The sequence below is a fragment of the Enterobacter sp. KB-280D8 genome, assembly GCF_041399405.1.
GTDB lineage: Bacteria > Pseudomonadota > Gammaproteobacteria > Enterobacterales > Enterobacteriaceae > Enterobacter > Enterobacter cloacae_N.
On sequence record NZ_JBGKEC010000004.1, the window covers coordinates 175,868 to 196,937 of the forward strand.

The 21,070-nt window shown below is 55.3% G+C and carries 18 protein-coding genes and 1 pseudogene; 4 read left to right on the top strand and 15 right to left on the bottom strand.

The genetic code is table 11. The features are described from left to right. Positions 1-15: 15 nt before the first annotated feature. The 8 genes and pseudogenes from carA to AB8818_RS13805 form a co-directional block, all read right to left on the bottom strand. Complete coding sequence (gene carA, locus AB8818_RS13770; RefSeq protein ID WP_010427050.1) at positions 16-1,164, bottom strand: glutamine-hydrolyzing carbamoyl-phosphate synthase small subunit; 1,149 nt, start codon at positions 1,162-1,164, stop codon at positions 16-18. 455 nt (positions 1,165-1,619) lie between these two features. Beyond that, positions 1,620-2,441 (bottom strand): 4-hydroxy-tetrahydrodipicolinate reductase, encoded by an 822-nt coding sequence (gene dapB / locus AB8818_RS13775; protein WP_163330295.1) that lies wholly within the window; start codon positions 2,439-2,441, stop codon positions 1,620-1,622. Between the two features lie 205 nt (positions 2,442-2,646). Next, positions 2,647-3,597 carry a 4-hydroxy-3-methylbut-2-enyl diphosphate reductase gene (gene ispH, locus AB8818_RS13780; RefSeq protein WP_116342434.1) on the bottom strand — a complete coding sequence of 317 codons (951 nt, stop codon included), beginning with the start codon at positions 3,595-3,597 and terminating at the stop codon, positions 2,647-2,649. Between the two features lies 1 nt (position 3,598). Next, positions 3,599-4,048, bottom strand: coding sequence for an FKBP-type peptidyl-prolyl cis-trans isomerase (fkpB, locus tag AB8818_RS13785; RefSeq protein ID WP_006173955.1), 450 nt, complete (start codon positions 4,046-4,048; stop codon positions 3,599-3,601). 52 nt (positions 4,049-4,100) lie between these two features. Further along, entirely contained in the window at positions 4,101-4,601 is a 501-nt protein-coding gene (gene lspA, locus AB8818_RS13790) for a signal peptidase II (RefSeq protein WP_028015470.1), read from the bottom strand. After that, positions 4,601-7,417 (bottom strand): isoleucine--tRNA ligase, encoded by a 2,817-nt coding sequence (gene ileS, locus AB8818_RS13795; protein ID WP_192981966.1) that lies wholly within the window; start codon positions 7,415-7,417, stop codon positions 4,601-4,603. The genes lspA and ileS overlap by 1 nt, the downstream gene beginning before the upstream one ends. Positions 7,418-7,462: 45 nt before the next feature. Beyond that, positions 7,463-8,389, bottom strand: a complete 927-nt coding sequence (ribF, locus tag AB8818_RS13800; protein ID WP_116342430.1) for a bifunctional riboflavin kinase/FAD synthetase — start codon at positions 8,387-8,389, stop codon at positions 7,463-7,465. Positions 8,390-8,396: 7 nt separating this feature from the next. Continuing rightward, a pseudogene (locus tag AB8818_RS13805) lies at positions 8,397-8,615 on the bottom strand (DUF2575 domain-containing protein). A 101-nt stretch (positions 8,616-8,716) separates the two neighbouring features. Here AB8818_RS13805 and rpsT point away from each other — a divergent pair. Beyond that, positions 8,717-8,980, top strand: a complete 264-nt coding sequence (rpsT, locus tag AB8818_RS13810) for a 30S ribosomal protein S20 (RefSeq protein ID WP_003856458.1) — start codon at positions 8,717-8,719, stop codon at positions 8,978-8,980. Positions 8,981-9,037: 57 nt separating this feature from the next. Here the strand turns inward: rpsT and nhaR are convergent, their stop codons facing one another. The 4 genes from nhaR to dnaK form a co-directional block, all read right to left on the bottom strand. Continuing rightward, on the bottom strand, positions 9,038-9,937 hold the full coding sequence (gene nhaR, locus AB8818_RS13815) for a transcriptional activator NhaR (protein ID WP_080328999.1): 900 nt from the start codon (positions 9,935-9,937) through the stop codon (positions 9,038-9,040). Positions 9,938-9,995: 58 nt separating this feature from the next. Further along, positions 9,996-11,171, bottom strand: a complete 1,176-nt coding sequence (nhaA, locus tag AB8818_RS13820) for a Na+/H+ antiporter NhaA (RefSeq protein ID WP_192981963.1) — start codon at positions 11,169-11,171, stop codon at positions 9,996-9,998. A gap of 173 nt (positions 11,172-11,344) precedes the next feature. Further along, on the bottom strand, positions 11,345-12,490 hold the full coding sequence (gene dnaJ, locus AB8818_RS13825; RefSeq protein ID WP_008502040.1) for a molecular chaperone DnaJ: 1,146 nt from the start codon (positions 12,488-12,490) through the stop codon (positions 11,345-11,347). Positions 12,491-12,577: 87 nt separating this feature from the next. Next, positions 12,578-14,491, bottom strand: a complete 1,914-nt coding sequence (dnaK, locus tag AB8818_RS13830; protein ID WP_163330292.1) for a molecular chaperone DnaK — start codon at positions 14,489-14,491, stop codon at positions 12,578-12,580. A 296-nt stretch (positions 14,492-14,787) separates the two neighbouring features. Between dnaK and satP the strand changes: the two genes are divergently transcribed. Continuing rightward, positions 14,788-15,354, top strand: a complete 567-nt coding sequence (gene satP / locus AB8818_RS13835) for an acetate uptake transporter (protein WP_061099280.1) — start codon at positions 14,788-14,790, stop codon at positions 15,352-15,354. Here the strand turns inward: satP and AB8818_RS13840 are convergent. From AB8818_RS13840 to tal, 3 genes are all read right to left on the bottom strand, one after another. After that, positions 15,331-16,653 (bottom strand): MFS transporter, encoded by a 1,323-nt coding sequence (locus AB8818_RS13840; protein WP_116342423.1) that lies wholly within the window; start codon positions 16,651-16,653, stop codon positions 15,331-15,333. The genes satP and AB8818_RS13840 overlap by 24 nt on opposite strands. Before the next feature lie 122 nt (positions 16,654-16,775). After that, a complete protein-coding gene (gene mog, locus AB8818_RS13845) occupies positions 16,776-17,363 on the bottom strand; it encodes a molybdopterin adenylyltransferase (RefSeq protein WP_192981960.1) in 588 nt (195 codons plus the stop codon). A 110-nt stretch (positions 17,364-17,473) separates the two neighbouring features. Then, the gene (tal, locus tag AB8818_RS13850) at positions 17,474-18,427 is read right to left on the bottom strand and encodes a transaldolase (RefSeq protein WP_008502045.1); all 954 of its coding nucleotides are present in this window, start codon (positions 18,425-18,427) and stop codon (positions 17,474-17,476) included. A gap of 262 nt (positions 18,428-18,689) precedes the next feature. Between tal and AB8818_RS13855 the strand changes: the two genes are divergently transcribed. Together AB8818_RS13855 and yaaA are read left to right on the top strand one after the other, a co-directional pair. Next, a complete protein-coding gene (locus tag AB8818_RS13855; RefSeq protein WP_192981956.1) occupies positions 18,690-20,120 on the top strand; it encodes a sodium:alanine symporter family protein in 1,431 nt (476 codons plus the stop codon). A 66-nt stretch (positions 20,121-20,186) separates the two neighbouring features. Then, positions 20,187-20,960, top strand: coding sequence for a peroxide stress protein YaaA (gene yaaA / locus AB8818_RS13860; protein WP_061099284.1), 774 nt, complete (start codon positions 20,187-20,189; stop codon positions 20,958-20,960). Positions 20,961-21,070 lie beyond the last annotated feature (110 nt).

The following is a 21,070-nucleotide window of genomic DNA, read 5'->3' on the forward strand; positions in this document are numbered from 1 at the left end:
CTTCTCGGCTCCTGATTATTTAGCGGTCTTACGGTATTGCTCGATAAGTTCGATGAAGTGATCGAACAGCGGCGCGGCGTCGTGCGGGCCCGGGCTGGCTTCCGGATGACCCTGGAAGCTGAATGCTGGCTTATCGGTGCGATGAATCCCCTGCAGGGTGCCATCGAACAGCGACTTATGGGTCACGCGCAGGTTAGCCGGCATTGAGGCTTCATCGACGGCAAAGCCGTGGTTTTGCGCGGTGATCATTACCGTGTTGTTATCGATGTCTTTCACCGGGTGGTTACCACCGTGGTGGCCGAACTTCATCTTAACGGTGTTCGCACCGCTCGCCAGCGCCAGCAGCTGATGGCCGAGGCAGATGCCGAATACCGGGATGTCGGTTTCCAGGAAGGACTTAATGGCGGCGATGGCGTAATCGCACGGTGCCGGGTCGCCAGGACCGTTGGACAGGAAAATACCGTCCGGATTCATCTTCAATACGTCTTCGGCAGAGGTCTGAGCCGGCACCACCGTCAGGCGGCAGCCGCGGTCAACCAGCATGCGCAGAATGTTGCGCTTGGCGCCAAAATCGTAGGCCACCACGTGGAACGGCAGCTCGCTCTCTTTTTTCGCTTCCGGCAGGTCGCCTTCCAGCGTCCAGCTACCCTGCGTCCAGCTGTAGGCTTCCGCGGTCGTCACTTCTTTCGCCAGGTCCATGCCGTTCAGGCCCGGGAAGGCTTTCGCTTTTTCCAGCGCCAGCGTCGCATCGAGGTTATCACCCGCGATGATGCAGCCATTCTGTGCACCCTTCTCGCGCAGCAGACGCGTTAACTTACGGGTATCGATATCGGCAATCGCCACGATGTTATGGCGCTTCAGGTAAGAAGAGAGGTCTTCGGTATTGCGGAAGTTGCTGGCAATCAGCGGCAGGTCGCGAATGACCAGGCCTTGCGCATGTACCTGAGAAGATTCTTCGTCAGCCGCGTTGGTGCCGACATTGCCGATATGAGGATAAGTAAGAGTAACGATTTGGCGAGAATAGGAAGGATCAGTGAGGATTTCTTGATAACCGGTCATTGAAGTATTGAAAACGACTTCCCCAACCGCCGAACCCGTTGCCCCTATGGCCCGACCGATAAACTGGGTTCCGTCTTCCAGAACCAATAGCGCTGACTTAATCAAAACACCCTCCAGAGAATATTCACTCACTTTATTTGCATATTAATTCATAACCATGTCATGGATCAATGCAAATGTGTTGCCAGCGGATTTTTGGCAAACGGCGGCATTCTGGAGATTTGGTGGGTAAAAGTCAACTTAAAACGGATATTTTGTTTAGTCTTTTACAGGCCTGGCGATAGGAATGCGGCTTAAGCGACAAAAAGATCAGGTAAATCACTGCGGAAAACGCTTGCGCGCCTGGTTTAATAAAAAATAAGAGGATGGAGCATTATAAAGTGGACCAAATGGTCAAAATTTACATTTCTGCAACGTTAAAACGCAGCAATAGATAGATTTTTATAGGCTTATTTCCTGATTCATATTGAAACAGTCAAAAATAAAAGGGCAATAAAATATTGCCCTATGCAATCAAACAATTACGACTGCAATAACCACATCACGATGGGTAATAATGCTTACAAATTGTTGAGATCAAGCACATCTCGCATATCAAAAAGTCCATCTTTCTTGTTTTTAAGCCACAAAGCGGAACGTACCGCGCCGTTGGCAAACGTCATTCGGCTTGAGGCTTTATGAGTAATCTCCACGCGTTCACCAATATCGGCGAACATCGCCGTATGTTCGCCGACGATGTCACCCGCACGTACCGTTGCGAAACCAATAGTGCCCGGTACGCGTTCGCCGGTGTGACCTTCGCGGGCATAGACCGCGCAGTCTTTTAAATCTTTATCGAGTGCATGAGCAATCGCCTCGCCCATAGCCAGCGCCGTGCCTGACGGCGCATCAACCTTGTAGCGGTGGTGGGCTTCGACAATTTCAATATCGGTATAGTCGCCCATGACCTTCGCTGCTTTCTCCAGCAGCTTGAGCATGACGTTAACGCCCACGCTAAAGTTCGCCGCGAAGACAATCGCGATCTCTTTTGATGCGTCCTGGATGGCCTGCTTACCCGCGTCATCAAAACCGGTGGTGCCGATCACCATCCCCTTGCCGTGCTGGCGGCAAAATGCCAGGTGCGTCAACGTACCTTCCGGGCGGGTAAAGTCGATAAACACATCGAAGTCATCTTTAACCGCATCCAGGCTGCTCTGGACGGTAACGCCCGTCTTTCCTGCGCCCGCCAGTTCACCTGCGTCGGCCCCCAAAAGCGATGAGCCTTCACGCTCCAGCGCCGCGCCCAGCGCTACGCCATCCATCTGAAGTGCCGCCTGAATCAGCTGACGGCCCATACGTCCACCCGCGCCCGCAATGGCGACACGGATCTGTGCATCATGCATAGTTATTCTCTTACGTTAAAATGATGTAAATCGTTTTCAGATTAACCAGCATTCGCGGAGGCTGCCAACTGAAAACACCAATAATTAGAATTTAACGTGAAACCGACTTAAATATCAGTAAAAGACATGATTTTGTGGTCACGATAAAGTACGGGGCAAAAAAAAGGCCAGCACATGAGATGCTGGCCTTTTCGCTGTTTAGGGGTTATTCCACTTCGCGGGCGTCGATACGCAGCTCTTTCGGCACTTCGAAGACGATATTCTCTTCGCGTCCTTCCAGCGGAACCGCTTCGCCACCGCCCAGCTCCTGCAGACGGGTTATCACGTTCTGCACCAGGATATCCGGCGCGGAAGCGCCTGCGGTAACGCCAACGCAGACCGCATTTTTAACCCACGCTTCCTGGATGTCCGCCGCGTCGTCGATCAGGAACGCCGCTTTACCCATGCGCTGCGCCAGTTCGGCCAGACGGTTGGAGTTAGACGAGTTTTTGGAACCGACCACCAGCACCACGTCCGCCTGTTCAGCCAGCGCGCGCACCGCTTCCTGACGGTTGGTGGTCGCGTAGCAGATGTCATCCTTACGCGGCCCGACGATTTTCGGGAAGCGCTGGCGCAGGGCGTCAATCACATCCGAGGTATCATCAACCGAGAGCGTCGTCTGGGTCATAAACGACAGACGGGCGTCATTTTTCACGTTCAGCGTAAAGACATCTTCCGGCGACTCAACCAGATACATTCCCCCTTCCGGATTGCTGTACTGGCCCATGGTGCCTTCGACTTCCGGATGACCCGCATGGCCAATCAGAATCGACTCTTCACCGCGACGGCTGGCGCGCGCCACTTCCATATGCACTTTCGTCACTAATGGGCAGGTTGCGTCGAAAACGGTTAAATCGCGGCTTTTCGCTTCGTTACGCACCGCCTGAGAGACGCCGTGCGCGGAGAAGATCAGGATCGCACCGTCCGGCACTTCGCTGATCTGCTCGATGAAAATAGCGCCGCGCTCGCGCAGGCTATCCACCACGTAGCGGTTATGTACCACTTCGTGACGCACGTAAATTGGCGCGCCGTAAATCTCCAGCGCGTTTTCAACAATGCTGATAGCGCGGTCTACACCGGCGCAGAAGCCGCGCGGGTTAGCCAACAGGATCTGCATTTCAGGCCTCCAGTGCCGGATCGATCTCCAGCACTTCAACATCAAAATGAACGGTACGCCCGGCAAGCGGATGGTTGAAGTCAACGGTGATAGAGTCGCCGTTAATCTCGCGGATCACGCCAGGCATTTCGCTGCCGTCCATAGCGGTAAAGAGCATAATCGCCCCGATTTCCGGTTCGCCCGCGTCCATAAACTCGCGGCGCGAGAAATACTGGATCAGGTCCGGGCTTGGCACGCCAAACGCGGCATCCGGCTCCAGCGAGAACACTTTTTTCTCCCCCTCTTTCAGGCCCAGGAGCTGCTGCTCAAGACCTTCAGAGAGGGAGGTATCGCCGAGACGAAACAGGGCAGGTTTGCCGTTATTGCGGGTGGATTCGGCGGTGGAGCCGTCATCCAGCTTCAGCGTGAAGTGAACGAGAACCGCGCTGTTGCTCTGTACGGATTTAGACATGCAAATTGCTCGCTTGTTTTGCCCGGTGGCATTACACCACCGGGCGAGTGTGTTACGCCTGCTCTTTCGCGGCCGGTTTAGGCAAGAAGCCTTCCAGCACGATTAACGCCGCACCGATGCAAATTGCGGTATCGGCCAGGTTAAAGGTCGCGAAGTGCCAGTCGCCGACGTAGAAGTCGATCATATCGACCACAAAGCCGTGCCACAGGCGGTCAAACAGGTTGCCGAGCGCGCCGCCAATGATCAGCGCGTAGGCAATGTTATTCAGCTTTTGCGTGGCCTTTGAGCGGTACATCAGCACGGCCAGCACCACGCAGATACCGAGAGCGATACCCGCAAAGAACCAGCGCTGCCAGCCACCGCTGTCGGCAAGGAAGCTAAACGCCGCGCCGTAGTTGCGTGCATAGTGCAGGTTAAGCGACGGGAACAGCGAAACCGTCTCCCCCAGAGCAAAATTCTGGAGGATCAGGAACTTGCTGCCCAGATCGATAATCAGCACCACCACAACCAGCCACAGCCAGCGCAGTCCTGTTGAACAGAGAGTTTTACTCATCAGGCAAACTTACGTTTTTCGCCGTCACCGGCGACGTTGCTTACACAGCGTCCGCAGATGTCTGCGTGTTCCGCCACCTGGCCGATATCGGTAGTGTAATGCCAGCAGCGCGGGCACTTCTCACCTTCGGCTTTGCTCAGCGCGACTTTCAGCCCCTTGAGCAGCTCGCTCTGCTGCGCATCAGCAGAAGCCTCGGCATAATCCGCAACTTTTGCTCCGGAGGTCAACAGGACAAATCGCAATTCATCGCCCAGCGCGGTCAGCTTCGCCGCCAGCTCAGGTTCGGCGTACAGAGTCACTGCCGCTTCCAGAGAGCCACCAACTTTCTTGTCAGCACGCGCCTGCTCGATCACCTTGTTCACTTCGCCACGCACTTTCAGCAGCTCGTCCCAGAAGGCATCGTTCATTGCTTCGGTGCTGGAGAGATCGAACAGACCTTCATACCACTCGCCGGTGAAGACATATTTCTCACGGTCGCCAGGCAGATAGCCCCAGATTTCATCTGCGGTGAAGGACATGATCGGTGCCATCCAGCGCACCAGCGCTTCTGCGATGTGGAACAGCGCGGACTGGCAGCTACGGCGCGCCACGCTGTCCGCCTTCGCGGTGTACTGGCGGTCTTTGATGATGTCGAGGTAGAACGAGCCCATCTCGATGGAGCAGAAGCGCATCAGGCGCTGCACCACTTCGTGGAAGTCGTAGGACTCATACGCCTTAACGATGTCTTCCTGCGCCGCTTTCGCGCAGCCTACCGCCCAGCGGTCCAGCACGACCATCTCTTCCGGTTTCACCATGTCTTTCACCGGATCAAAACCGTTCAGGTTCGCCAGCAGGAAGCGCGCGGTGTTACGGATACGACGATAGCTGTCAGCAGCACGCTTCAGGATCTCGTCCGATACAGCCATTTCGCCGGTGTAGTCGGTAGAGGCTACCCACAGGCGCAGGATATCCGCGCCCAGCTTGTTCATCACGTCCTGCGGAGAAACGGTGTTACCGATGGATTTGGACATCTTACGGCCCTGTCCATCCACGGTGAAGCCGTGAGTCAGTACCTGACGGTAAGGCGCTTTACCCTTCATCGCGGTGGAGATCATCAAAGATGACATGAACCAGCCGCGGTGTTGGTCAGAGCCTTCCAGATACATATCGGCAGCGTGGCCGGCAAACTCCGGGCGCACATCGACCACGGAGGCGTGAGTAGACCCGGAGTCGAACCACACGTCCAGGGTATCCGGCACTTTCTCGTAGTTGTCCGCGTCCGCGCCCAGGATGTCACGGGCGTCGAGATCCCACCACGCCTGAATGCCGTCAACTTCAACGCGCTTCGCCACTTCTTCCATCAGTTCCAGGGTGTTCGGATGCAGTTCCTGCGTCTCTTTATGCACGAAAAGAGACATCGGCACGCCCCAGGTACGCTGACGGGAAATACACCAGTCAGGACGGTTAGCCACCATGGATTCGATACGCGCCTGGCCCCAGTCCGGGATCCACTGCACGCCTTTAATCTCTTTCAGAGACTGCTCGCGCAGGCCTTTCTGATCCATGCTAACGAACCACTGCGGGGTCGCACGGAAGATGATTGGCGTCTTGTGACGCCAGCAGCACGGATAGCTGTGCTGCATTTTCTCAACGTGCAGCAGCGCGCCGCTGGTGCGCAGCATATCAACGATAATGTCGTTCACTTTGAAGACGTTGATGCCGTCCAGCGCCGGATAGGTGCCAGGCAGGTAAGAACCGTCCGGGCCAACCGGATTGGCGATTTCAAGACCGTACTTCAGGCTGATGTTGTAGTCGTCAGGACCGTGGCCACCGGCGGTATGTACCGCACCGGTACCCGCGTCCAGCGTCACGTGGTCGCCCAGGATCGCCGGAACGTCGAAGTCCAGGAACGGGTGTTTGAAGCGCATCAGCTCAAGCGCGTCGCCTTTTACGGTACCCAGCACGGTGTAGTCGGTGATATTCGCGCGTTTCAGCACGCTTTCAACCAGATCTTTCGCCAGGATAACCGCGCGGCCATCAATCTGCACCAGCGCGTATTCGAACTCGCCGGAGAGCGAGATTGCACGGTTGGCTGGCAGCGTCCATGGGGTAGTGGTCCATATCACCAGAGAGATCGGGCCGCTAACGCCAGGCAGACCGAATTTACCTTTAATGGCATCCTGATCGACCGCTTCGAAGGCCACATCGATAGAAGGTGAAGTTTTGTCGTAATACTCCACTTCCGCTTCTGCCAGCGCAGAGCGGCAGTCCACGCACCAGTGCACCGGCTTCGCGCCTTTGTGCAGGTGACCGTTACCGATGATTTTGCCCAGCGCACGGATGATGTTGGCTTCGGTTTTGAAGTCCATGGTCAGGTACGGGTGCGACCAGTCGCCCAGCACGCCCAGACGGATAAAGTCAGCGCGCTGGCCTTCAACCTGGGTGGCAGCGTATTCGCGGCACTTCGCGCGGAACTCTGCAGCGGTAAACTTCTCGCCAGGCTTGCCAAACTCTTGCTCTACTTTCAGCTCAATTGGCAGACCGTGGCAGTCCCAGCCCGGAACGTAAGGCGAGTCATATCCCGCGAGTCCTTTGGACTTCACGATAATGTCTTTCAGAATCTTGTTTACAGAGTGACCAATATGAATGCTGCCATTCGCATATGGAGGGCCATCATGCAGAATGAAGGTTTTTTTGCCTTTTTTAGCTGCACGAATGATGCCGTACAGGTCATCATCGGTCCAACGCGCCAGCATTCCCGGTTCGCGCTTGGCGAGATCGCCGCGCATCGGGAACCCTGTTTCCGGCAAATTCAGGGTTGATTTATAGTCACTCATCAGATTCTCGGTTCCGTATTTATCACGTAGGCAGTTAAGCCGGTTCTATAGCCCAAAATACTCGCGGGCCGTCAATTCATCTCGCGCGATTTGCGCCTTAAGTTCATCCAGCGAAGCAAATCGCTGCTCATTGCGTATTTTTTTACGCAGTATCACATCTATATGGCGACCATAAAGGTCCATTACAACGTCCAGCAGGTGCACTTCTAGCTGTTGACGCACACCAGCAACGGTCGGACGCGTGCCAATGTTGGCAACGCCGTAAAACGGCTTATCGCCAAGTCCTGCTACTTCCACCGCATAGACCCCTTTAACCGGGGAAACCTGACGACGCAGCGGTATATTCGCCGTCGGGAAACCTATCGTGCGGCCCAGCGCGTCGCCATGGACCACGCGGCCAGAGATGGTAAATGGATGTCCCAGCAGAGTTTCTGCCGTCTCCAGTTCATCATTAGCCAGCGCCTGACGCACCGCCGTGCTGCTGACGCGCACGCCGCCTTCACAGAAGGTCATCGCGCTGGTGACGTCAAAACCGTACTCCAGACCAGCCTTCTGTAATAGCAAGAAATCGCCCTGACGACCAGCGCCAAAGCGGAAATCATCCCCCACGGCGAGAAACTGTACGCCAAGACGCTTAACCAGCAGGTCGCTGACGAAATTTTGTGCTGTCAGTGCGGCAAAGCGACGATCGAAACGCACGCACAATACGTAGTCCACGCCGGACTCTGCCAGGTAGCGCAACTTTTCGCGCAGGCGAGTGAGGCGGGCGGGAGATTTATCGCCCGCGAACAGCTCCAGCGGCTGTGGCTCGAAAATCATCACCACAACGGGCAGGCCACGGGCCTCCCCTTCTTTACGCAATCCCTGCAACAGCGCCTGATGACCACGATGCACGCCGTCGAAATTACCAATAGTCAGCACGCACCCGTGCGGGGCTCTGCTGAGATTATGTATGCCGCGTATCAGCTTCATGTCTGGCTCAAAACAGTGAAAATCGCCAAAGTATACCTTGTACAGCGGTTAAGGTTAACCGGCGATTGTTCGCGCAAAACAGAAAGCCGTAATGATTTCATCAGGCTGACCTTTCACAGCGAAAAAATCTGCCCGTGAACTGCGATTTTTACGCCGAAAGGCTGTATTCACGAAAGACAAGCTGGTAGAATCTTGCGCCATCACTACGTAACGTAGCGTCGCTAATTAACGGCGCTTATTTGCACAAATCCATTGACAAAAGAAGGCAAAGAGGGCATATTCCTCGGCCTTTGAATTGTCCACATAGAACATATTTGGGAGTTGGACTTGGCTAATATCAAATCAGCTAAGAAACGTGCCGTTCAGTCTGAAAAGGCTCGTAAGCACAACGCAAGCCGTCGCTCTATGATGCGTACTTTCATCAAGAAAGTATACGCAGCAATCGAAGCTGGCGACAAAGCTGCAGCGCAGAACGCATTTAACGAAATGCAACCAATCGTGGATCGTCAGGCTGCTAAAGGTCTGATCCACAAAAACAAAGCAGCGCGTCATAAAGCAAACCTGACCGCGCAGATCAACAAACTGGCTTAATCGCCACTTGTTGTTGCTTGTTTAAAGAACCCGCTTAACGCGGGTTTTTTTATGTCTTCAGAACGCCGGTGGCGTAAATAGCGCCGAGTAGTCACGGTTGCAGATTCGCTGCACCGCCGGATGCTGAATCATCCTTTCGGCGAAAATGGCGTGGTACTCTTCCATCACGTTATCTACCCTGCCAATCTCCGTAATCTTATCGTCTGAATAGAGATCGTGCGCATAGAGCGTTGGTGCCACGAAGATCGCATTATGCGCTTCGCCGAAGGCTTTCATCAGCGCAGCATCGTCAAACTCACCGAGGATCTCCACGTTCAGCCCCTGTGAGTTAAACCAGTTCAGCAGCTTGCGTCCCAGCATGGAACGCCTTCCCGGCACCAGCAGGCGACGCTCTTCGAGACAGGCCGGGAAAGGTTTCTCCGGCGGCGGATTGATGCACCAGAAGCTCACGCCGCATTCGCCAATTTTCACCGAGAACAGCCCCTCCTGCTGTGTGGAGTCGATGGGGCAGTCCGAGATAATCATGTCCAGCTTATGCTGGCTCAGCTGCTCCAGCAGCATCTCGTGGGTGGATTCAAAGCAGCGCAGGTGGATTTGTTCATCTTCTACCACGGCGGCATCCAGCACGCCGCTCACCAGCCGTTTGGAGAGCGCATCCGCCACGCCCACGTCAAAGAGCAGGTTCGACTCTTTGCGGTAGTTGACGATATCCAGCATCTCCTGACTCAGGGTGAACATTTTGTCCGCATAGCGGAAAACCAGTTCACCCAGCTCGCTCGGCTCAATCCCACGGCCCTTTCGCTTGAAGAGCTTACCCTGCAGACGTTCTTCCAGGGCTTTAATTTGCCCGGTGATGGTTTGCGGCGTCAGGTAAAGCGCCTCTGCGGCCCCCACGACCGAGCCCTGTTTATAGACGTGCCAGAAGTAGTACAGATGGTTGTAATTTAAATGAGACATCGCGTCTTCTCTCCCTGAGTGTGTATCGGGAGAAGGATCGTCTCCTCCCGGTGTTCCGCTATGCCTGGACGGCCTGTCCGGACAACTTCACCTTCAACAAGGTATACCCAATCACTGCGGCCAGTAATGACCCGATGAGAATGCCGAGCTTCGCCCAGACGATGAGCTCAGGCGCGTTTGCGCCAAACGCCAGCGTCGAGATAAAGATCGACATGGTAAATCCAATGCCGCACAGCACGCCGACGGCCATAATCTGACCAAAGCTTGTACCGTTCGGCAACGACGCCAGCTTCATCTTCAGCGCCAGCCAGCAGAAGAGGCTGATCCCCAGCGGCTTACCGATAAACAGCCCGGCAATAATGCCCAGCGGCAGGACAGACGTCAGCCCGTCCAGCGTAACGCCCTGCAGGGAAACGCCCGCGTTGGCAAACGCAAACAGCGGCAGGATCATAAAGGCGACCCACGGATGTAGTACGTGTTCCAGCTGTTTAGCGGGAGACTTTCCGTCCTGCGGCTTAAGCGGCACGAAGAAGCCGACAATCACGCCTGCCAGCGTGGCGTGCACGCCGGACTTCAGCACCGCCGTCCACAGCACCATCCCCACCAGAATATAGATACCGATGCGGCGAACATTGAAGATGTTCAGCAGCGCCAGCACTGCAATCGCCCCGGCGGCCACGCTCAGGGACAGGATCGACAGATCGCTGGTGTAGAACAGCGCGATAATCACAATGGCGCCCAGGTCATCAATAATCGCCAGCGCCATCAGGAAGATTTTCAGCGCAACCGGAACGCGGCTACCGAGCAGGGCTAAGACACCGAGCGCAAAGGCGATATCCGTTGCGGCCGGGATAGCCCAGCCGTCACGCGCGACAGGATCCTGCCAGGTAAATGCGAGAAAGAGCAGCGCCGGAACGACCATCCCGCCAATGGCAGCGATCACCGGAAACGCCGCGCGCAGGCGGCTGGCGAGCGAGCCGAGCACCAGCTCGCGCTTAACTTCCAGTCCTACCAACAGGAAGAACACCGCCATCAGCGCATCGTTGATCCACAGCAGCATGTTCTTGTTAATTTCCAGCGCCCCGACCTTCAGCTCGACGGGTGTTTCCAGAAATGCGTGATAGAGATCGCGGGTCATGCCCAGGTTAGCCAGCCCCATCGCGGCCGCCGCGGCAATAATCAGGATCACACCACCGGACGCCTCACTGCTAAAGAAACGGTGTAGTAATTTCATTTATGTTCTCTCTTTTACAACAATACCTCGATAAAACCATAATACCAAGCCAAATAGCTCGGCAAAAACAGATTAATATTGAGTATAGACTCAGTTTTACCGATCGATATCGGCAAATAAAAAAAGCCCGGAATCGCTTCCGGGCTTTTTGAAGATGAACACCAGCTAACGAACTAGCGGGTCAAATCATCGAAGAATTTTTTGACGCCATCAAAGAAGCTTTTGGAGCGTGGGCTGTTTTTCTCACCCGTTGGGCCGCCAAAGCTCTCCTGAAGCTCTTTCAACAGCTGTTTCTGCTTGTCGTTCAGGCCAACCGGCGTTTCCACGACGACGCGGCACAGCAGGTCGCCCTGAGCACCACCGCGAACAGATTTCACACCTTTGCCGCGCATGCGGAACAGCTTGCCGGTCTGGGTTTCGCCAGGGATTTTCAGATTGACGCGACCGTCCAGCGTCGGCACTTCGATTTCACCGCCGAGAGCCGCCATCGCGAAGTTGATCGGCACTTCACAGTACAGGTTGTTGCCTTCACGCTCGAAGATGGCGTGCTGTTTCACCTGTACCTGAACGTACAGATCGCCTGCCGGCGCGCCGTGCTCGCCTGCTTCGCCTTCACCCGCCAGACGGATGCGGTCGCCCGTATCAACGCCAGCCGGGATCTTAACGGACAAGGTCTTGGTTTTCTCAACGCGACCGTGGCCGTGACACTTGGTGCACGGATCTTTAATCAGCGTACCGCGACCGTGACAGTGCGGACAGGCCTGCTGTACCGCGAAGAAGCCCTGACGCATCTGTACCTGGCCGGAGCCGTGACAGGTTGGACAGGTCTGTGGCTGGGTACCCGCCTTCGCGCCGCTGCCGTGGCAAACATCACACTCTTCCAGCGTCGGAATACGGATCTCTTTCGTGACGCCACGAACGGCCTCTTCAAGAGTGAGATCCATGTTGTAGCGCAGGTCTGCGCCGCGCGCCGCGCGCTGACGACCACGACCGCCGCCAAAGATATCGCCGAACACATCGCCAAAGATGTCGCTGAAATCCGCACCGCCGCCAAAGCCGCCACCACCGAATCCACCGCCGCCCATGCCGCCCTGTTCAAAGGCTGCGTGGCCGTACTGGTCATAGGCCGCACGTTTTTGTGCATCGGTCAGGACTTCGTAGGCTTCTTTGATCTCTTTAAATTTTGCTTCAGCCTCTTTGTCACCCTGGTTACGGTCCGGGTGGAATTTCATGGCCAGGCGCTTATACGCCTTTTTGATTTCACGCTCTTCCGCAGTTTTCGGAACGCCTAAAATCTCGTAATAGTCTTGCTTTGCCATTGGTTTTTTTAAGCCCCTTAACATGCGAGCACGGGCGTGGAGAGTTCTCCTACGCCCGTGCCGATTAATTACCCTGCATCAGGGCGATTATTTTTTGTCTTTAACTTCTTCGAACTCAGCGTCGACAACGTCGTCGTCTTTCGCGTTGTTCGCAGAAGCGTCAGCGCCCGCCTGCTGCTGTGCGTGCTGCTGCTGAGCGATTTCCATCAGCTTCTGGGAAGCCTGTGCCAGCTCCTGCATCTTCGCTTCGATATCCGCTTTGTCTTCGCCTTTCAGAGACGTTTCCAGCGCGCTCAGTGCAGCTTCGATAGCAGTTTTATCTTCCGCTGGCAGTTTATCGCCCGCTTCTTCAACCTGCTTACGGGTGCTGTGCAGCAGATGGTCACCCTGGTTACGGGTCTGAACCAGCTCTTCGAACTTACGGTCGGATTCCGCGTTAGCTTCGGCATCACGAACCATTTTTTCGATTTCCGCTTCGTTCAGGCCAGAAGATGCCTTGATGGTGATCTTCTGCTCTTTACCGCTGTTTTTATCTTTCGCAGACACGTGCAGGATACCGTCAGCATCGATATCGAAGGTGACTTCGATCTGCGGCATGCCGCGCGGTGCCGGGTTAATACCATCCAGGTTGAACTGACCCAGAGATTTGTTATCAGACGCACGCTTACGCTCACCCTGCAGCACATGGATGGTTACCGCAGACTGGTTGTCTTCAGCGGTAGAGAACACCTGGCTGTGCTTGGTTGGGATGGTGGTGTTTTTGTTGATGAGCGCAGTCATCACACCGCCCATGGTTTCGATACCCAGAGACAGCGGGGTAACGTCCAGCAGCAGTACGTCTTTCACTTCACCGGTCAGAACGCCGCCCTGAACCGCAGCACCGATAGCAACTGCTTCGTCCGGGTTCACGTCTTTACGTGGCTCTTTACCAAAGAATTCAGCCACTTTCTTCTGAACCATTGGCATACGAGTCTGACCACCCACCAGGATAACGTCCTGGATATCAGATACAGACAGGCCAGCATCCTGCAGTGCAACTTTCAGCGGCTCGATAGAACGGTTCACCAGGTCTTCTACCAGGCTTTCCAGTTTCGCACGGGTCACTTTGATGTTCATGTGTTTAGGACCGGTCGCGTCTGCAGTGATGTACGGCAGGTTCACGTCAGTCTGCTGAGCGGAAGACAGTTCGATCTTCGCTTTCTCAGCGGCTTCTTTCAGGCGCTGCATTGCCAGCGGATCGTTACGCAGGTCAATGCCCTGATCTTTCTTGAACTCGTCAACGAGGTAGTTGATCAGACGGGTATCGAAGTCTTCACCACCCAGGTGGGTATCACCGTTGGTTGCCAGAACTTCGAAGGTTTTTTCGCCGTCAACTTCGTCGATTTCGATAATAGAGATATCGAAGGTACCACCACCCAGGTCGTAAACCGCGATAGTACGGTTGCCGACTTCTTTATCCAGACCGTAAGCCAGCGCAGCCGCGGTTGGTTCGTTGATGATACGTTTTACTTCCAGACCTGCGATACGGCCAGCATCTTTAGTTGCCTGACGCTGCGCATCGTTGAAGTAAGCAGGAACGGTAATAACAGCTTCAGTTACCGGCTCACCCAGATAATCTTCAGCGGTTTTCTTCATTTTTTTCAGCACTTCAGCAGAAATCTGCGGTGGTGCCGTTTTGGTGCCTTTCACATCAAGCCACGCATCGCCGTTATCTGCCGCGATGATTTTGTAAGGCATGATAGAAACGTCACGCTGAACTTCTTCGTCCTGGAAGCGGCGGCCAATCAGGCGTTTGATCGCAAACAGGGTGTTTTGCGGGTTTGTCACTGCCTGACGTTTAGCCGGCTGACCAACCAGAGTTTCACCATCCTGGGTATAAGCAATGATAGAAGGCGTGGTGCGATCGCCCTCGGCGTTCTCCAGCACGCGTGCAGTAGTGCCGTCCATAATCGCTACACAAGAGTTGGTAGTACCCAGGTCGATACCAATAATTTTACCCATCTAAACGTCTCCACTAAAAATTCAGTCAACATGTGGTTGTGTACCTGTAATAAGGGCAGAACGTGCTTTTTCAACTACCCAGATTTGATTTTTTTCAGGTCCACACACTGCGGTTGACTACAAGATGGGGTCGCGACGGCATCCATCAAGGGGGAACGATAAAAAAAATTTTAATTTCACCCTGATGAGATCATAGACGGCGTCGATGCCGCCCATTATGATGCCGCGCCCCGTCAGGGAGAATTGACGCGGGTTTTACCATTTCACCATATTAATGATGATTTTTTTGAGGACTTATGGGCAACACTAAGTTGGCTAATCCGGCTCCGCTGGGCCTGATGGGTTTTGGCATGACCACCATTCTGCTGAACCTGCACAACATCGGGATGTTCCCGATGGACGGCATTATCCTGGCGATGGGCATTTTTTACGGCGGTATCGCGCAAATCTTCGCGGGCCTGCTGGAATATAAGAAAGGCAACACCTTCGGCTTAACCGCCTTCACTTCTTACGGCTCGTTCTGGCTGACCCTGGTCGCCATCCTGCTGATGCCTAAAATGGGCCTGGCAGACGCGGCAAACGCCCACTTCCTGGGCGTCTACCTGGGCCTGTGGGGCGTCTTCACCCTGTTCATGTTCTTCGGCACCCTGAAAGGCAACCGCGCACTGCAGTTCGTCTTCCTGAGCCTGACCGTCCTGTTCGCCCTGCTGGCGATTGGCCACCTGGCGGATAACGAAGGCATCGTTCACGTAGCAGGCTGGATTGGCCTGGTGTGCGGCGCAAGCGCTATTTACCTGGCAATGGGTGAAGTGCTGAACGAACAGTTTGACCGCACCATTTTACCGATTGGTGAAAAACACTGATCCCTCTGTCGTGCCCGCCTCGCGGGCACGATATTCTCCCGCCTGACGAAGCCAAACGCCTAATCCCAGCCCCATCAGCGAGAGCGCGAGTACATACCAGGCAGGCGCCATCGGCGACACCCCCATCATCACCGTGACCACTATCGGCGTCAGCCCGCCGAAAATGGCATACGCGACGTTATAAGAGAACGAGATCCCGGTGAAGCGAACCTCCGGCGGGAAGGCGCGCACCATGACGTAAGGCACAGCACCCACTACGCCCACGCACAGCCCCACGATACCGTACAGCAGGAACAGCTGTTCAGGATGAGTGCCCGCCAGATGGTAGAACGCCCAGCTGGACGCGGCCAGTAGCAGGCTGCCGACAATAAAAGTCAGGCTGGCACCGAAACGATCCGCCGCCAGCCCGGCGGCCAGACAGCCAAAGCAGAGCATGATTGTCGCGATACTGTTCGCCTGTAAGGTCACGGCAGGGGCGAAACCGTACTGTTTCTGCAGCCACACCGGCGACATCAAAATCACCACCACAATGCCCGCCGACAGCAGCCAGGTGAGCAGCATCGACACCACCACCGCTTTTTTATGACGCACCACGACGGCTTTGACCGGCAGCTCCTGCGCCAGCGCCTTGCGCTGCTGCATTTCGAGGAAAATAGGCGTCTCCTGCAGCCAGCGGCGCAGGTACATTGCCACCAGGCCAAACGCCCCACCCAGCAGGAACGGAATACGCCAGCCCCAGTCGTGCACGGCCTGCTGCGTCATGCTGGTGTTGACTATCGTCGCCACCACCGACCCCAGCAGGATCCCGACGGTCAGCCCCGCCGTTAACGTTCCGCAGGCGATACCGATGCGGCGGGCAGGAACGTGCTCCGCCACAAACACCCAGGCCCCCGGCACTTCCCCGCCGATAGCCGCGCCCTGGAGAATGCGCATCAGCAGCAGCAATAGCGGGGCGAGAATGCCCATTGAGGCATAAGTTGGCAGCAGGCCGATGGCCAGCGTCGGCACCGCCATCAGCAGAATGCTCAGGGTAAACATCTTCTTACGCCCGACAAGATCGCCAAAGTGGGCCATGATGATGCCGCCCAGCGGACGCGCCAGATACCCGGCAGCAAAAATGCCGAAGGTTTGTACCTGACGCAGCCATTCCGGAATATCCGCCGGGAAGAAGAGCGCCCCCACCACGGCGGCGAAGAAAACAAAGATGATGAAGTCGTAAAACTCCAGCGCGCCGCCTAAGGCGGCGAGCGTGAGGGTTTTGTAGTCCTGTCGATTCAGAGGTCGGGTGTTATGTGACATAGCGAACCATTGTGCATGTGTTGTGGATTATTTTTTACAGCAATCGTAAAGAAAAAATTACTATATCGTAAATCCATTTACACGCTACTGCGGCTGGCGCTAATGTCACATTTTAGTTAATTTCAGGAGATTGTCTCGCGGCGCGCGCTTTTAGGACGAAATGCTGCTACCACTTTGTCGTCAGTTTCCACGTACGGCCCGTCAAGCAACTGTATACAATACGGTACACTCGCAAATATGCCGTGCACAATGACGCTGCCGTCCTCGGCTTTTAATCCTTCCAGCGTCTCTTTGATCGACTTCGGCTGTCCCGGCAGGTTCAGAATCAGCGCCTGCTTGCGGATCACCCCTACCTGGCGGGAAAGAAGCGCCGTCGGGACAAAGTGTAGACTGATCTGGCGCATCTGTTCGCCAAAGCCCGGCATTTCACGATCGGCAATAGCCAGCGTCGCGTCCGGCGTCACATCCCGGCGCGCGGGGCCGGTTCCGCCCGTGGTCAGCACAAGGTGACAGCTCATCTCATCCACCAGCTCACACAAGGTCTGCTCGATGATCGGTTGTTCGTCGGGGATAAGGCGAGTCTGGATCTCAAACGGGGTGGTCAGCGCACTCGCCAGCCACGCTTCCAGAGCGGGGATGCCTTTATCCTGGTAAACGCCGCTGGAGGCGCGGTCAGAAATCGACACTAAGCCGATGCGTAAGGTATTCATATCCATTCCATTCAAAAAGTACTGATTAAAGGGAATGATACACGCAGAGGGAAAATTCAGACAGGGATCAGAAGAAGACGCGTGACCGGGAGCCCGGTCACGCAGAATGATTACAGCAGGTCGCCGATCATTTTTTCCAGTTTTTCCTGGTCAACAGCAAACTTACGGATACCGTCCGCCAGTTTGTCTACGGCCATTGGATCCTGGTTGTGCTGCCACAGGAACTCAGATTCAGTGATGCGCTCTGGGCGTGCTTTCACTTCACCGGTGTAGGACAGTTTACGCTCCAGGGTACCTTCGCTCTCTGCCAGCTCTTTCAGCAGCGCAGGCGCGATGGTCAGGCGGTCACAGCCAGCCAGCTCGATGATTTCACCGACGTTACGGAAGCTTGCGCCCATAACCACAGTCTCATAGCCATGCTGTTTGTAGTATTCGTAGATTTCAGTCACAGAAATCACGCCTGGATCTTCAGCCGGTGCGTACTCTTTCTTATCGGTGTTGGCTTTGTACCAGTCCAGAATACGGCCCACGAACGGAGAAATCAGGTACACGCCTGCTTCCGCACACGCACGTGCCTGTGCGAAGGAGAACAGCAGGGTCAGGTTACAGTTGATGCCTTCTTTTTCCAGCTGCTCAGCAGCGCGAATGCCCTGCCAGGTCGACGCCAGTTTGATCAGGATACGGTCATTGCTGATACCCGCATCGTTGTACAGTTTGATCAGGCGTTTTGCTTTCGCGATTGACGCTTCGGTGTCGTAGGAGAGACGTGCATCCACTTCGGTAGAGATACGGCCCGGAACCAGCTTCAGAATTTCCAGACCGATGTTCACTGCCAGTTTATCAGTAGCATCCACAACCTGCTGCGCGCGGTCATTGCTCTGTGCTTTCGCCCAGGTCACAGCCTCGTCAATCAGTTTGCGATACTCAGGGATCTGTGCGGCGTTAAGGATCAGAGAAGGGTTAGTTGTGGCATCCTGCGGCTGGTACAGCTTCATTGCCGCGATATCTCCGGTGTCAGCTACGACAGTGGTGAACTGACGAAGGGAGGTCAATTTATCCGTCATGATAGTGTTTCTCTTTTAACGTGCCCTGGATAATTCACGCTACCGACAGCATGCCTGCAGCGGAAAAATGACAGGTTTACTTGTTAGGGGGATGTAACCGGTCTGCCCTGATGATAACACGACGGAGGGGTAGCGCAACCGCAGACAGTGCGCTTAGGCAGAGTATGATAAACTCAGAATATTAACAGGCTGCTAAGCAACAGCATGCCCAATCAGTGGTAGCGCTTACATATTCACATTGGCATCAACAAGAGGGACGTTAATGCCTGATTTCTTTTTCTTTATTAACGAAGTCCTCTGGGGTTCGATAATGATCTACCTGCTTCTGGGAGCAGGTATCTGGTTTACGCTACGCAGTGGGTTTATCCAGTTTCGTTATATCCGCAAGTTTGGCAGAAGTCTGAAAAACAGCGTCACGCCCCAGCCGGGGGGATTAACGTCGTTCCAGGCGCTCTGTACCAGCCTGGCGGCACGCCTTGGCAGCGGTAATCTGGCGGGCGTTGCGCTGGCCATCAGCGCCGGTGGGCCAGGCGCGGTGTTCTGGATGTGGGTCACGGCGCTTCTAGGAATGGCTACCTCTTTTGCCGAAAGCTCACTGGCGCAGCTTTACAAAGAGAAAGACAGAAACGGGCAGTTTCGCGGCGGTCCGGCCTGGTATATGGCGCGTGGCTTAGGAATGCGCTGGATGGGCGTTCTGTTCTCGCTTTTTTTACTTCTCGCGTACGGCCTAATCTTTAATACCGTGCAGTCAAACTCCGTCGCCCATGCCCTGCGCTATACCTTCTCCTGCCCGGAGTGGATCACCGGCATCGTTTTAGCCCTCTTTGTGTTGCTCACCATTTCTGCCGGCATCAAAGGCGTCGCCCGTCTGATGCAGTGGCTGGTTCCCATCATGGCGCTGCTCTGGGTTGCCGCGAGTCTGGTCGTCGCTGCGCTGCATGCCGACCAGGTTCCGGGCGTGATTGCGACCATCTTTAAAAGCGCCTTTGGCTGGCGCGAGGTCGCGTCTGGCGCCCTGGGTTACACCCTGAGCCAGGCGCTGATGGCAGGTTTTCAGCGAGGTATGTTCTCCAATGAAGCCGGAATGGGCTCCACTCCCAACGCCGCCGCGGCCGCCTCTTCCTGGCCGCCACACCCGGCAGCACAGGGTATCGTGCAGATGATAGGCGTTTTTGTGGATACCGTTATTATCTGTTCCGCCAGCGCCATGATCCTCCTGCTGGCCGGCCCGGTACCCCATACCTCGGACGCCGTCGGGATCCAATTTCTCCAGCAGGCGCTGGTGAATCTTACCGGAGGCTGGGGGGCAGGATTTGTCTCGCTCATTCTGATGCTATTCGCCTTCAGCTCGATTGTGGTGAATTACCTGTACGCCGAAAACAACCTCATCTTCCTGAAATTCGACTCTCGTCCGGCCATCCTCTTGCTTCGCCTGGGCGTGATACTGATGGTGATCGCGGGCTCCCTTCTGAATATGCCGCTGGTCTGGCAGTTGGCTGATGTCATTATGGCGCTAATGGCAATCACTAACCTGACGGCGATCCTGCTGCTCTCGCCCGTTGTGAACCTTATTGCCAGGGATTATCTGCGCCAGCGCAAGTTGGGCGTCCCCCCGGTTTTTGATGCCGCACGCTATCCCGAAATTCAGTCACAACTCGCCCCCGGCACCTGGGATGATTTGCCCCGGCGATAACAGCTATCGATCAATTCAGGGCGATTTTTTGTTAAAGTCGCTCTAAATTTCCTGCAAGGACTGGATATGCTGATTCTGATTTCACCTGCAAAAACGCTCGACTACCAGAGCCCGCTCGCCACCGAGCGTTATACCCAGCCAGAACTGCTGGACTACTCGCAACAGCTGATCCGCGAAGCGCGTAAGCTCTCGGCGCCGCAAATCGCCTCGCTGATGAGCATCAGCGACAAGCTGGCAGACCTTAACGCGACCCGATTCCATGAGTGGCACCCGGATTTCACCCCCGCCAATGCGCGCCAGGCGATCCTGGCGTTTAAGGGCGATGTCTACACCGGCCTGCAGGCGGAAGATTTTAGCGAAGCCGACTTTGATTTTGCCCAGCAGCATCTACGCATGCTGTCGGGTCTGTATGGCGTGCTGCGCCCGCTGGATCTGATGCAGCCATATCGTCTGGAGATGGGGATTCGCCTGGAAAACGCCAAAGGCAAAGACCTGTACCATTTCTGGGGCGACATCATCACCGACAAGCTGAACGCGGCGCTGCACGCTCAGGGCGATAACGTGGTGGTTAACCTGGCATCCGATGAGTACTACAAGTCGGTGAAACCGAAAAAGCTGAACGCGGAGATCGTTAAGCCGGTCTTCCTTGATGAGAAGAACGGCAAGTTCAAGGTCATCAGCTTCTACGCCAAAAAAGCGCGTGGCCTGATGAGCCGCTACATCATTCAGAACCGCCTGACGAAGCCGGAGCAGCTGACCGGGTTTAACAGTGAAGGGTATTTCTTTGACGAAGAGGCGTCGGGGAAAGGCGAACTGGTGTTTAAGCGTCACGAGCAGTAAAAAACAACCCCGCCTGCTGGCGGGGTTTTGCGTTAATGGTGTTTCCAGTCCGGTCCCGGACGGTGGTCGCGGTCGTTGCAGGCCCGGTAAGGCGTAGCCGCCACCGGGCA